This window comes from Nitratireductor sp. GCM10026969 (assembly GCF_042660605.1).
In the GTDB taxonomy this organism is placed as follows: Bacteria; Pseudomonadota; Alphaproteobacteria; order Rhizobiales; family Rhizobiaceae; genus Chelativorans.
In genome coordinates, this window is the sequence record NZ_JBHSUM010000137.1 from 1 (window position 1) to 11,355 (window position 11,355).

The 11,355-nt window shown below is 64.8% G+C and carries 15 protein-coding genes; 8 read left to right on the forward strand and 7 right to left on the reverse strand.

Annotated features, from left to right (window positions below):
* The 7 genes from ACFP9U_RS19935 to ACFP9U_RS19965 all read left to right on the forward strand — a co-directional run.
* Nucleotides 1–601, forward strand: a 601-nt coding sequence (locus ACFP9U_RS19935; protein WP_378624135.1) for a methyltransferase, incomplete at its 5' end; no start/stop codon positions are given.
* An 81-nt stretch (nucleotides 602–682) separates the two neighbouring features.
* Complete coding sequence (locus tag ACFP9U_RS19940) at nucleotides 683–1,540, forward strand: S49 family peptidase (protein ID WP_378624136.1); 858 nt, start codon at nucleotides 683–685, stop codon at nucleotides 1,538–1,540.
* Between the two features lie 58 nt (nucleotides 1,541–1,598).
* On the forward strand, nucleotides 1,599–1,784 hold the full coding sequence (locus ACFP9U_RS19945; protein WP_322452718.1) for a hypothetical protein: 186 nt from the start codon (nucleotides 1,599–1,601) through the stop codon (nucleotides 1,782–1,784).
* 10 nt (nucleotides 1,785–1,794) lie between these two features.
* A complete protein-coding gene (locus ACFP9U_RS19950; protein ID WP_378624138.1) occupies nucleotides 1,795–2,682 on the forward strand; it encodes a 4-(cytidine 5'-diphospho)-2-C-methyl-D-erythritol kinase in 888 nt (295 codons plus the stop codon).
* On the forward strand, nucleotides 2,675–3,217 hold the full coding sequence (moaB, locus tag ACFP9U_RS19955; protein WP_378624139.1) for a molybdenum cofactor biosynthesis protein B: 543 nt from the start codon (nucleotides 2,675–2,677) through the stop codon (nucleotides 3,215–3,217). The genes ACFP9U_RS19950 and moaB overlap by 8 nt, the downstream gene beginning before the upstream one ends.
* A 116-nt stretch (nucleotides 3,218–3,333) precedes the next feature.
* Nucleotides 3,334–4,488 (forward strand): PA0069 family radical SAM protein, encoded by a 1,155-nt coding sequence (locus tag ACFP9U_RS19960; protein WP_378624141.1) that lies wholly within the window; start codon nucleotides 3,334–3,336, stop codon nucleotides 4,486–4,488.
* Between the two features lie 144 nt (nucleotides 4,489–4,632).
* Entirely contained in the window at nucleotides 4,633–5,292 is a 660-nt protein-coding gene (locus ACFP9U_RS19965) for a ribonuclease HII (RefSeq protein ID WP_322452722.1), read from the forward strand.
* Between the two features lie 188 nt (nucleotides 5,293–5,480).
* Here ACFP9U_RS19965 and ACFP9U_RS19970 read toward each other — a convergent pair whose 3' ends face one another.
* Nucleotides 5,481–6,050 (reverse strand): NnrU family protein, encoded by a 570-nt coding sequence (locus ACFP9U_RS19970; RefSeq protein WP_378624143.1) that lies wholly within the window; start codon nucleotides 6,048–6,050, stop codon nucleotides 5,481–5,483.
* A 142-nt stretch (nucleotides 6,051–6,192) separates the two neighbouring features.
* Here ACFP9U_RS19970 and ACFP9U_RS19975 point away from each other — a divergent pair, with 142 nt between their 5' ends.
* Entirely contained in the window at nucleotides 6,193–6,921 is a 729-nt protein-coding gene (locus ACFP9U_RS19975) for a TetR/AcrR family transcriptional regulator (protein WP_378624144.1), read from the forward strand.
* Between the two features lie 198 nt (nucleotides 6,922–7,119).
* Here the strand turns inward: ACFP9U_RS19975 and ACFP9U_RS19980 are convergent, their stop codons facing one another.
* The 6 genes from ACFP9U_RS19980 to ACFP9U_RS20005 form a co-directional block, all read right to left on the reverse strand.
* On the reverse strand, nucleotides 7,120–7,599 hold the full coding sequence (locus tag ACFP9U_RS19980) for a F0F1 ATP synthase subunit B (RefSeq protein WP_378624146.1): 480 nt from the start codon (nucleotides 7,597–7,599) through the stop codon (nucleotides 7,120–7,122).
* A 9-nt stretch (nucleotides 7,600–7,608) separates the two neighbouring features.
* Nucleotides 7,609–8,190 (reverse strand): F0F1 ATP synthase subunit B, encoded by a 582-nt coding sequence (locus ACFP9U_RS19985; protein ID WP_378624147.1) that lies wholly within the window; start codon nucleotides 8,188–8,190, stop codon nucleotides 7,609–7,611.
* Between the two features lie 69 nt (nucleotides 8,191–8,259).
* Complete coding sequence (locus tag ACFP9U_RS19990) at nucleotides 8,260–8,484, reverse strand: F0F1 ATP synthase subunit C (RefSeq protein WP_322452727.1); 225 nt, start codon at nucleotides 8,482–8,484, stop codon at nucleotides 8,260–8,262.
* 67 nt (nucleotides 8,485–8,551) lie between these two features.
* Nucleotides 8,552–9,301: a F0F1 ATP synthase subunit A gene (locus ACFP9U_RS19995; RefSeq protein ID WP_322452728.1), complete on the reverse strand. Its 750-nt coding sequence runs from the start codon at nucleotides 9,299–9,301 to the stop codon at nucleotides 8,552–8,554.
* Between the two features lie 41 nt (nucleotides 9,302–9,342).
* Complete coding sequence (locus tag ACFP9U_RS20000; protein WP_378624149.1) at nucleotides 9,343–9,711, reverse strand: AtpZ/AtpI family protein; 369 nt, start codon at nucleotides 9,709–9,711, stop codon at nucleotides 9,343–9,345.
* 214 nt (nucleotides 9,712–9,925) lie between these two features.
* Entirely contained in the window at nucleotides 9,926–11,101 is a 1,176-nt protein-coding gene (locus ACFP9U_RS20005) for a cell wall hydrolase (RefSeq protein WP_378624151.1), read from the reverse strand.
* Between the last annotated feature and the right edge of the window lie 254 nt (nucleotides 11,102–11,355).

The window sequence follows — 11,355 nt, forward strand, 5'->3', positions numbered from 1 at the left end:
GGGCTTCGCCGTGGCCGCGCGCTGCCGTGAAGCCCGGGTCGTGCTGGTGGAGCGGTCGCCGGAGATGACGGCGTGCGCCCGCGAAAGCATCCGCCTGCCGGAAAACGGCATGCTGGCGCCGCGCCTTTCGGTGGTCGAAGTGGACGTGGGACTCTCCGGGCGGGAACGCAGAAACGCCGGGCTTGCCGACCGCTCGTTCGACTTCATCATCATGAACCCGCCTTTCAACGCCGCCCACGACCGGGCAACGCCCGACCGGCTGAAGCGGCAGGCGCACGTCATGGAGGACGGCCTGTTCGACCGCTGGCTGAGAACCGCGGCGGCGATTTCCGCCCCCGGCGCCGCAATCGGCATTATCGCGCGGCCGGCTTCCTTGGGCGAAATTCTCACCGCCCTTTCGGGCCGCTTCGGAAGCACCGAGGCGCTTTCCATCCACGCGCGAGCGCAAAGTGAGGCGATTCGCGTCGTGGTCAGGGCGCGCAAGGGGGCACGCGGCGGCCTGAAATTCCGGCCGCAGCTGGTGCTGCACGGGGAGGAGCACAGCTTCACCCCGCGCGCCGACGCGATCATCAACGGTACGGCAACCCTCTTCGATGATTGACGTTCAACCCGACAAACCGGGCATTGCGCAATTTCGGCGAGCGCCTACATGAAATCCACCGAGGCATTGGAGACCCGCCCCTTGAAACAGCTGCTGTCGCGCCTTCTCCCGAAATCCCTGCGTTCCGACGCCGTCACCATTCCCGTCGTCAGGTTGCAGGGTGCGATCATGGCCAGCGCCAGCCCCATGCGCCAGCATCTTTCGCTTTCCTCGACGGCGGGCGTGCTCGAAAAGGCCTTTTCCTATTCGGCCCCGGCCGTGGCGATCTCGATCAATTCTCCGGGCGGCTCGCCGGTGCAGTCGCGCCTCATCTACAAGCGCATCCGCGACCTTGCCAAGGAGAAGAACCGGAAGGTGCTCGTCTTCGTGGAGGACGTCGCCGCCTCCGGCGGCTACATGATCGCGCTGGCAGGCGACGAGATCATCGCCGACCCCTCCTCGATCGTCGGTTCCATCGGGGTCTTGTCGGCCGGTTTCGGCTTCCAGGAGATGATCGGCAAGATCGGCGTGGAGCGGCGCGTGCACACCTCCGGCCGCAACAAGGCCATCCTCGATCCCTTCCAGCCGGAGAAGAAAGAGGATGTGAAGCACCTGAAGTCCATCCAGGACGAGTTGCACGAAATCTTCGTCGGACTCGTGAAGGAGCGGAGAGGCGGGAGGCTCGTCGAGAACGACGATCTGTTCACGGGGCTGTTCTGGTCGGGTGAGCGCGGGCACGCGCTCGGCCTGGTCGACGCGCTCGGCGACATGCGTTCCTATCTGAAGAGCCGGTATGGCGAAAAGACCAGGCTCAAGCTGGTAAGCCAGCCGCGCGGCCTTTTCGGCCGCCGGGTGAGCCTGTTCGGCACGGAGGGGCAGGCCGAAATCGCCGCGGCGGCGACGGCCGGGCTTCTGCAGGCTGCCGAGGAACAGGCTCTGTGGCGGCGCTATGGTCTTTGAAGGATTGCGCGGCCGGCGAAACGAACTATCTTCGGGATAGTGCTAGGAGACAAGCAGCATGCCGCAACTGATCTTCTTCAGCCTTATCGCCGTCGTCGCCTATTTCGGCTACCGGGCTTTCGTACGCGAGGCCGAGCGTGTCAGCGCACGGATGGAGCGCGTGCGACAGGAGGCGCGCACCGGCAGCATGGGCACACTCGTCAAGGATCCCGAGACCGGCGAGTATCGCCTGGCCAAGGACTGAGCCCCTCTCCATGGCGGGTGGCCTGGAGCGCGCGGCGCCGGCGAAGATCAACCTGGCGCTCCACGTGACGGGCCGGCGCGCCGACGGCTATCATCTTCTGGAAACCCTCGTCGCCTTCACGCGGCACGGCGATCTGCTGAAAGCGGAAACCTCCGATCACGACGCCTTCGTCGTGACCGGCCGCTATGGCGCGGAGGTGCCGGGCGACGGCACCAACCTGGTGCTGGCCGCGCGCGATATGCTGCGCGGCGCCTTCGGTGCGACCGCGGCGCGACCGGTAAAGCTCACGCTGGAGAAGAACCTCCCCGTTGCATCGGGAATCGGCGGCGGATCCAGCGACGCGGCTGCGGCGATCGGTCTGCTCAAGCAATATTGGCGGATCGACACGACCGGGGAGAAACTGGCACAGATCGCCCTGCGTCTCGGCGCCGACGTGCCCATGTGCCTTGTCGCCCGGCCGCTGGTCGCGCGCGGTATCGGCGAGACGCTGGAGCCGGTGGCCGGCCTGCCCTCGTTGCCGGCCCTGCTCGTCAATCCGGGCATCCCCCTTGCCACGCCCGCCGTCTTCGCGGCATTGGTGAAGCGGTCGAATTCGCCGCTTCCGCCTTTTCGGGGGGGCGATATCGCCGCAACGGTCGACTGGCTGGAGACTACGCGCAACGATCTGGAACCGGCGGCGATCGGCCTCGTGCCGGAAATCGCCTCGGTTCTGGAGACCTTGCGAGAAACCGGCGCGCTTCTGGCGCGCATGTCCGGCTCGGGCGCGACCTGCTTCGGCATCTTCGCGACGGATGAAGACGCGCGCGCGGCCGCAAAGGCCATTGCCAGCCGCCGCCCCGCATGGTTCCTTCAAGCGACGAGCATCATGCCAACTTCGGAGCCGGTTCAGGATGGCTGAGAACGACCGCCAGTTCATTCCGGTGCGCTTTGCCGTGCTCACCGTGTCCGACAGCCGTGCGCTGGAAGACGACAAATCCGGCCGCACCCTCGCCGAGCGCATCGAGAAGGCCGGCCACCACCTCGCCGACCGGGCGATCGCGCCCGACGAGGCCGAACGCATCCGCGAGGTCGTCCGGGCCTGGTGTGCCGACGGCGCCATAGACGCGGTGATCACGACGGGCGGCACGGGCTTTACCGGGCGCGACGTCACGCCGGAAGCGTTGGAGCCGCTTTTCGACAAGCGCATGGACGGCTTTTCCCATGTCTTCCATCGCGTGTCGTTCGAGAAGATCGGGACCTCGACCATCCAGTCGCGCGCCACCGCAGGGCTCGTCGGCCAGACCTTCGTCTTCGTGCTGCCGGGCTCGCCGGGCGCGTGCCGCGACGCCTGGGACCACGTCCTGAAGGACCAGTTCGACTATCGACACATGCCCTGCAACTTCGTGGAAATCATGCCGCGCCTCGACGAGCACCTGCGCCGCGCCAAGGGGTGAAAAGCGGAAAATATTCACAGGTCCGCCAAAAAGTTCTTGCTTTGTTCCATATCGCTGGATAGGAATAGATTCATCCAACGAACGCGATTGTACGGAACGCGAAAGGCATGGGACCCATGGACCAGATTGCACGGGCAGACCTTGTCGCTTCACGCGGTGCCGGGGCGGCAGCCGCCAATGCGGTGATCGAAGAGGCCGGCCTGCGGATTGGCGATGATCGCCGGCGCGGCCGGGCCGCCGGGATCAACCCCACCGGACGCTACGAGCCGATCACCCGGCACGTCTTCGATGACGGGTGGGAGACGATCGAGGACCTGCCGCCCTTCAAGACGGAAGTACAGGTGGAAAAGCCGCGCGCCATCATCACGCGCAATTCGTCGCCCGACATCTCCTTCGACCGTTCCATTAATCCCTATCGCGGCTGCGAACATGGCTGCGTCTATTGCTTCGCACGGCCAACCCACGCCTATATGGGCTTGTCCCCGGGTCTCGATTTCGAATCGCGCCTGTTCGCCAAACCGGATGCGCCGCGCCTTCTGGAAAGGGAGCTTTCCAAGCGCGGTTACGAGCCGCGCACCATCGCCATCGGCACCAACACAGATCCCTATCAGCCAATCGAGAAGAAGTGGCGGATCATGCGCGAGATCCTCGAGGTGCTGGAAGCGCACGGGCATCCCGTCGGCATCGTGACGAAATCGGCGCTGGTCACACGCGACATCGATATCCTATCGCGGATGGCGGAGAAGGGGCTGGCCAAGGTGGCGCTTTCGATCACCACGCTCGACCGCAAGCTTGCCCGTACGATGGAGCCGCGGGCGGCGACGCCGCCGCGGCGGCTGGAGGCGGTGCGTGCGCTCAGCGAGGCCGGCATTCCCGTTTCCGTGATGATCGGACCGGTCATCCCCGGCCTCAACGACAGCGAGATCGAGCGCATCCTGGAATCGGCGCATGCCGCCGGCGCACGCGAGGCAGGTTACATCATCCTGCGCCTGCCGCTGGAGGTGAGCCCGATCTTCAAGGACTGGCTCCTGCGCCATTACCCCGACCGCTATCGGCACGTCATGTCGCTCGTACGCTCGATGCGGGGTGGCAAAGATTACGATTCGGAATGGGGTAAGCGCATGAAGGGAACCGGCCCCTATGCCTGGCAGATCGGCCGCCGTTTCGAAATCGCCGCCAAGCGCATCGGCCTCAACGCCGAGCGGCGCAAGCTGCGCACGGACCTGTTCAAGCCGGTGAACGGGTCGGGCGAGCAACTCGTGCTGCTTTGACATTCCTGGCGGGCGCGCGTCCGCGCCTGCACATCCTTTCCGTCGTGGGCCCTCCCCCGTCCCGACGGCGCCTTCCCCGGATTTCTCTGCCCCCTCCCCGGGAAAGGCTTGCGGAGAATCGGAAGCGATGCGAGCATCGCCGCAATGGCTCCTTCGCATTCCGATTCTCCGCTTCTTTTCGATCTCCCGGTGCGGCCCGATTTCGTGCTGGAGCGCGGCATCATGCGCGAAGGGCACGCACCGGTGGCGGGTTTGGACGAGGTGGGCCGCGGCCCCTTGGCGGGACCGGTCGTCGCGGCCGCGGTGGTGCTCGATCCCGAGCGCATCCCGGACGGTCTCGACGATTCCAAGCGGCTGGCGCGGGAAGCACGCGACAGCCTTTTCCTGGACATCTTCGAGGCCGCGCTCGCCGTCTCGGTCTCCTCCATCTGCGCCTCCACCATAGACGGGTCGAACATTCTTCGGGCGAGCCTGGAGGCGATGCGGCGGGCCCTGGAAGGCCTGTGCGTGCGGCCGGCTTATGCGCTCGCCGACGGTCGCGACATACCGCCGGGCCTGCCCTGCCCCTGCCGGGCCGTCGTCAAGGGTGATCAGCGTTCCCAGTCGATCGCCGCCGCCTCGATCGTCGCCAAGGTGGTGCGTGACCGGATGATGGTGCGCACCGGCGGTTGCGCACCGCATTACGGCTTCGACAGCCATGTCGGCTACGCCACGGAAAAGCACCGCTCGGCCATTGCCGAGCACGGGCCGATGATCCGGCTTCACCGGATGAGCTTTTCGCCCTTCAAGCCGGCCGAAGCCTAGTTCAGTTCACCGTTTCACGGAAACGGTGAACTGAAATAACCATTTGATTCCACACAATTCCGGATGGAAAACCGGCTTCCACTTTTCCTGGAATTGCTCTAACCCGCATTCCCATATCCCTCGCCCTGCACCTGGTTGGACCGGCCCCAAGATCGCCGTGCGGTGAGCATGAGAAAGCGGGTTAAGCCTCACACCGGCGAGACGCCGAAGAGCATCCGATGCAGTCCGGCAAGGAAAAGGCCGTAGACGGCCAATCCGGCGAGCACGGCCACCACATCGGCGCGGATCGAGGGCCTGCGCGCCGCAGCGGGCTTGCGCGGATGGCGAACAGAGGAAACCCAATCGACGGCCGCCCATCCGGCCAGTCCGCCAAACAGAAACAGATCCGCCAGCGTACCGTTGGCAATGAGATGCGCGCCTCCCCACAGGATCGTCGCGATCAGCATCGGATGCCCGAGCGCCGCCCTGATGTGTCCCGGCGCGTAGGCGGCGGCGACAAGCGGAAAGACCGGCAGCATCAGCAGCAGCGCCAGATGCCGCAGCCCCATGGGCGGTGCATAGAGGACGATTGGTTCCTGCCGGGCAAGGCCATAGCCCCACACGATCAGCACCAAGCCCAGAATCGAGATGACGGTGTATGGCAGCATCCATGCCCGCTCGCCGCCATGCGCCATGACTCGCTCGCGCAGACCGGGTGCGACCATGCGCACCGAATGGGTTCCGAGGAATAGGAAAAGCCCCAGGATCAGCACAATCATGATCGCTCCCACTGTGTTGCCGGTCAGCCCGGCGCCGTCATGCGCTCGCCGTGTGGTGCACTGCTTGCATGAACACTTTCCGTTAGATACTCTAACTAATGTTATTGGCACTTTCCTGTCAACGGTCACGGACAACGAGCAGATGCCCTCCGCATATCAGAAAAGCCGCCGGGAACGGCTTCGCGAAGCGACCCTCAGCGAAATTTGCGCAAGCGCACGCGCGCTCCTCGTGGCCGAGGGGAGTGCCGCAGTGACGATGAACGCCGTCGCCCGCGCCATGGGCATGACGGGGCCCGCGCTTTACCGCTACTATGCGAGCCAGGCCGAGTTGATGGAGGGGCTGAAAGCCGACCTTTTCCGCGAGCTGATCGAGACCATGCGCGCCGCCGGAGATCAGCCCGACTTCGATACGCCGGCCGAGCGGCTGTTGTCCATCTGCCGTGCCCTGCGCGGCTGGGCCGTCGCGCATCCGGCGGAATTCCGGATTCTTTTCGCCAGCCCCGTGCCCGCCCCTTCCATGCCGCACTGCGACCCCTCCTCGAGCCACTCCGGCTACGCCTTCGGGCAGGTGTTCCTGGAGCAGGTCGTGGTCATCTGGGAAGCGCAGCGCTTTCCAATTCCCAGCCTGGACGACATGGACCCGGCGATCGCCGAGCAGCTTCAGGTCTATTCGGAGCGAATCGGCGGCCGGCTACCGCCCGAAGCTGCCTACGTTTTTCTCACCTGCTGGATGCGGCTTTACGGCCTCCTGTGCATGGAGGTGCTGAACCAGATCGGCTTCGCCTTCAGCAACGTGGAGCCGATCTTCGAAGGATGCCTCAAAGAGCTTTGCGAGATGCTCGATATCGCCTATTCGCCCCCGGGCCGCTGATAAAGACACTGCGCAGCGCAAGCCGGAACGGATGGAAGTCTTGGGCCAGGCTGGATCCGTTCGCCGTTTCACGAAAACGGTGAACTGATCGAACCGTTAATTCCACGCAATTCCACCGGCGTCCACTTTTCCTGGAATTGCTCAAAAAAAAGCCGCCGGCAAGCCGGCGGCAGCTGAATGTTCGCGCTCCGAGGGAAGTCAGTTCAGCTTCGACTTCACTTCCTTGAGCGAATTTTCGAAAAGCGTGCCGCTCACCTCACCGTCGACCTTCTCGGCGAGAATGCTTCCAGCCGCCGCGATGGCCACGTCGACGGCACGCGCGCGCACTTCGTTGACGGCGTCACGCTCCGCCTGGGCAATCTTCTGCTCGGCAAGCGCGGTGCGGCGGGTGACGTATTCCTCGGTCTTCGATTTCGCCTCGGCAACGATGATCTTCGCCTCGCGCTTGGCGGCGGCGACGAGCTCCTCAGCCTCCTGCTCGGCCTCGCGGCGCTTGCGCTGGTACTCGGCCAGAAGCTGCTGCGCCTCTTCGCGCAGCTCGCGCGCCTCCTCCAGCTCGTTGCGGATGCGCTCGGCCCGTTTGTCGAGCGTCTGGTTCATCATTCCCGGCACCTTGTAATAGACAAGAACGGCGAGAAAAATGATGAGGGCGACCAGTGCCCAGAATGTCGCGTCCATAGCCCTCTCCTACTGCCGGGCGGCCTTGACGGCGGCCACCAGGGTCTTCTTGTCCACCGTACCGCCGACCAGTTCACCGACAATGGTGCCCGCCGTCTCCTCGGCGATGATGCCGACATCCTCGAGCGCGGTCTGCTTGATCTCCGAAATGCGGCCTTCGGCCTCGGCGAGCTTCTTCTCGAGCGATTCCTCGACGCGGCGGCGCTCGGCCTCGGCTTCCGCCTTGGCGTTGTCACGTGCTTCCTGGGCGATGCCACCGGCCTTCTTGCGCGCCTCGGCGAGCTCCTGCTCGTAGGCGGCAATCGCGGCGTCGGCCTCTTCCTTCATGCGCGCCGCCTGGTCGAGATCCTGGGCAATGCGATCGCGCCGCACCTCCAGAATGCTGGCAATGCGCGGCAGCGCCACCCGCTTCAGGAACAGATAGAAGAGGCCGAAGGTGATCGCGAGCCACAAGAGCTGCGAAGGATAGGTCGAGGCGTCGAACGGGGGAAAGCTGCCTCCGTGGCCGCCATTCTCCGCTACGCCGGTCTCTGTGTGGGTTTCGGTGGCGGCGTCCTCTGCCGCCTGTGCGAATGCCGGTGCCACAAACATGGCTGTCCCCTTGGATACCGAAGAGCCGGCCGCACGGAACGGCCGGCCGAAAGCACGTTCGATGCGCGCTTAGGTGAAGAGCAGAAGCAGCGCCACCAGCAGCGAGAAGATGCCCAGCGCCTCGGTCACGGCGAAGCCGAAGATGAGGCGGCCGAACTGACCGTCGGCGGCAGAGGGGTTGCGCAGGGCGCCCGCCAGGTAATTACCGAAGATATGGCCGAGGCCAATGCCGGCGCCGCCCATGCCGAGACAGGCGATGCCCGCGCCGATTGCCTGTGCTGCTTCTACTTCCATCTTGCAACTCCTTGTGGATTTAAATTCGGATTATCCGGTTCAGGCGGGAACCCGCCGATCTGTTTTCCTAGTGGCTCGGATGCAGGGCATCGTTGAGATACATGCAGGTGAGCACCGCGAAGACATAGGCCTGCAGAAAGGCCACGAGGAATTCGAGGCCGGTCAGCGCCACGGTCATGGCGAGCGGCAGCACCGCGCCCGCGGCCCCGGCGACGCCAAGCGCGCCGAGCGAGGTGACGAAGCCAGCGAAGACTTTCAGCGTGATGTGCCCGGCCAGCATATTGGCGAAAAGACGCACGGACAGGCTGACCGGACGCGAAAGGAAGGAAACCACTTCGATCGCGACCACGAGCGGCACCAGCACAGCCGGCACGCCTTCAGGAACGAACAGTTTCAGGAAACCCAGGCCGTGCTTCCAGAAGCCGTAGACGAGGACCGTTCCGATCACCAAAAGCGCCAGCGCGAAGGTGACGATGATGTGGCTGGTGACGGTGAAGAAATAGGGGAACATGCCGAACAGGTTGGCCACCAGCACGAACATGAACAGCGAGAAGACGAATGGGAAGAAGCGCATCCCCTGGCTGCCGGCCGCATCACGCAGCATCGAGGCGATGAACTCATAGGTCATCTCGGAGACCGACTGCAGCCGGCCGGGAACAAGCCCGCGGCTCGACGTGGTCAGGTACAAAAACGCACCCGCGGCCGCCACGGTTGCGACCATGAAGGCCGAGGCGTTCGTGAAGGAGAAATCGAGTCCGCCGACTTCAATCGGAATCCATTTGGAGATCTGGAACTGATGAATCGGGTCTGTGGCCACTGAGGTTCCCTCACCTGTCACGCCGCGGCGGAAGCCGCATGTTAGTCCTTGCCGTCCTCATCATCGCCCTTCTTCGGCGGCGTCGCGCCAAAGTCAGCGACCTGCCCCGCCGAGCGCAGGACATTGACTATGCCCGCCCCGAAACCGAGGAGCAGGAAGATGATCAATCCCCAAGGCGACGTTCCGGCCATCTCATCGATGAACCAGCCGAGGGCCGCCCCGACCACAATGCCGGCGATGAACTCGCTGGAAAGCCTCAGCGCATTCGCAAAACCGCCCGCACCGCCTGTCTTCGCGCGCTCGTCGCTTTCCGGTTCCGCCGGCTTTCTGGCCGCCAGCGCCGCTTCCAGGGTACGCCGGCGTCCATCCAGATCGCCCGGCTTGTCCCGATCGGCCACCGTACCCTCCATGCCGGGTTACCGGTCAGCTTCGTCGCTTCAAAGTCGGGCGCAACATAGAGACCGGTCCCGCGCCAGTCAAGCCACGCAGCGGCACCAGGATTGACTTACTTTTCAGTTTAAAATCAGTATGTTACATGGGTGCGACAAAGCGTCATTCACAGCCTGTTCGCCAGCCGGGACGGAATCGCCGTCTTTTCACGCCACCCGGCGTGAAGACGGCGCTTCACTTCCACCCGCCGCCATAGGTCCGGTAGAAGACATGCCGGCCGATCCGCTTGGTGCGCTCCATGGTCGAAGCCCAGCGCGGGTTCACATAAGTGGCATGGTAGTGGGTGGAAGAGCCGACCTCTTCCAGCCAGATCTTGCCGGCCGTCACCGCCATCCCGACCTCCTCGGCCATGCGATAATGCGCGGGGCTTTTCACGCGGTCGCGAATGCCGTCGCAGGCGAAGGAGAACTGGCAGCGGTTGCGCCATTTCTTGTTCTGATAGACGACGCCGCAGACGGAGTTCGGATAGGCCGGATTGCGCACCCGGTTCAGGATGACCTGGCCGACCGCGGCCTGTCCCTTCACCGGCTCGCCGCGCGCCTCGAAATAGATTCCCGCAGCCAGGCACCGCTGCTCCTGCTTGGAGAAGGCCGAGGGCGGCAGCGGCTGGCGCGCCCAAGCGTGGTCACCGGGCGAAACGGGCGGGATGAAGCGACCACCGTCCTTGTCTCGCAGGATGCTGGCGAAGGGCGAGGCCTCGGCATAGTCCGGTTCGGCCGGCGCATAGGCGGTGGCCAGCACATCGGCCTTGTCGTTGTTGATCAGGCTGGCGATCGCCGGCGGCAGATCGGACCCGGCCTGCCGGTCGTGCTTCAGGTAGAAGGCGGAGGCGATCTGCACCTCCTTGCCCTTGATCTCGGGTTTGGCGAAGGCCATGTGCACGTCGCTCGCCCGCCGCGGCGCCAAAAGCGCACCCTTCTGCTCGAAGATGGAACCGGCGTTGAACAGCTTCGGCGGCGCCATCGGCACCGCATCGACCAGGCGGCCCCGTTTCTCGGCGCGATTGACGCGGTCCTCGTCGGGCGTGACGGCGGCGATCTTCCGTTTCGCGCGGAAGGCAATCTCGCCGATGCCCGCGGCCGCCATACCGCTGCCGGAAATTCCGCCGAGCCGCGCATCCGGATCGGCAAAGGGCATCTCCGCCTGGTGCACGGAACCGGCCACCGAGCGTTCTATCACCGCGGCCCAGCGCGGCCCCGCCTCCTGCCCGGAAACCAGGCTCGTCATGTCCTGATAGGCGGTCGCCGTCGGAAAACCGGCCCACAATGCGAGCCCGAGAAACAGCGGAGAAAGAGAAGAACGGTCTTCGCAGACGCGCTCAAACAGCCGCCCTATAGCCGATGCACGCACTCGAACCTCACCGATACGCAAACACAACGCCAACGGACGGCAAACTATTTGATTAACCTTGATCGCCGGTTAACGGGACGGATGAAATTGCAGAAAGCGAGGGGCGGCACGCGACGGCGCCGCCGGCTTGGGAATTGCCGGGCAAAGGCGCCGAAACCGTGACACGGCGGAGCGGGGGCGACAATTTGCCCTCGCAACGGTTCCCGGCTATGCCGAAGAGCGGGCGCCGGGGCGCCCCTGGGCGGCCGCCGCCC

Bases quoted from the DNA above. Each gene is read 5' to 3' on its own strand.
- ACFP9U_RS20000 (WP_378624149.1), bottom strand. From the start codon at position 9,711: ATGGAGGGTACGGTGGCCGATCGGGACAAGCCGGGCGATCTGGATGGA.
- ACFP9U_RS19960 (WP_378624141.1), top strand. From the start codon at position 3,334: ATGGACCAGATTGCACGGGCAGACCTTGTCGCTTCACGCGGTGCCGGG.
- moaB (WP_378624139.1), top strand. From the start codon at position 2,675: ATGGCTGAGAACGACCGCCAGTTCATTCCGGTGCGCTTTGCCGTGCTC.
- ACFP9U_RS19985 (WP_378624147.1), bottom strand. From the start codon at position 8,190: ATGTTTGTGGCACCGGCATTCGCACAGGCGGCAGAGGACGCCGCCACC.
- ACFP9U_RS19980 (WP_378624146.1), bottom strand. From the start codon at position 7,599: ATGGACGCGACATTCTGGGCACTGGTCGCCCTCATCATTTTTCTCGCC.
- ACFP9U_RS19975 (WP_378624144.1), top strand. From the start codon at position 6,193: ATGCCCTCCGCATATCAGAAAAGCCGCCGGGAACGGCTTCGCGAAGCG.
- ACFP9U_RS19970 (WP_378624143.1), bottom strand. From the start codon at position 6,050: ATGATTGTGCTGATCCTGGGGCTTTTCCTATTCCTCGGAACCCATTCG.
- ACFP9U_RS19945 (WP_322452718.1), top strand. From the start codon at position 1,599: ATGCCGCAACTGATCTTCTTCAGCCTTATCGCCGTCGTCGCCTATTTC.
- ACFP9U_RS19965 (WP_322452722.1), top strand. From the start codon at position 4,633: ATGGCTCCTTCGCATTCCGATTCTCCGCTTCTTTTCGATCTCCCGGTG.
- ACFP9U_RS19990 (WP_322452727.1), bottom strand. From the start codon at position 8,484: ATGGAAGTAGAAGCAGCACAGGCAATCGGCGCGGGCATCGCCTGTCTC.
- ACFP9U_RS19950 (WP_378624138.1), top strand. From the start codon at position 1,795: ATGGCGGGTGGCCTGGAGCGCGCGGCGCCGGCGAAGATCAACCTGGCG.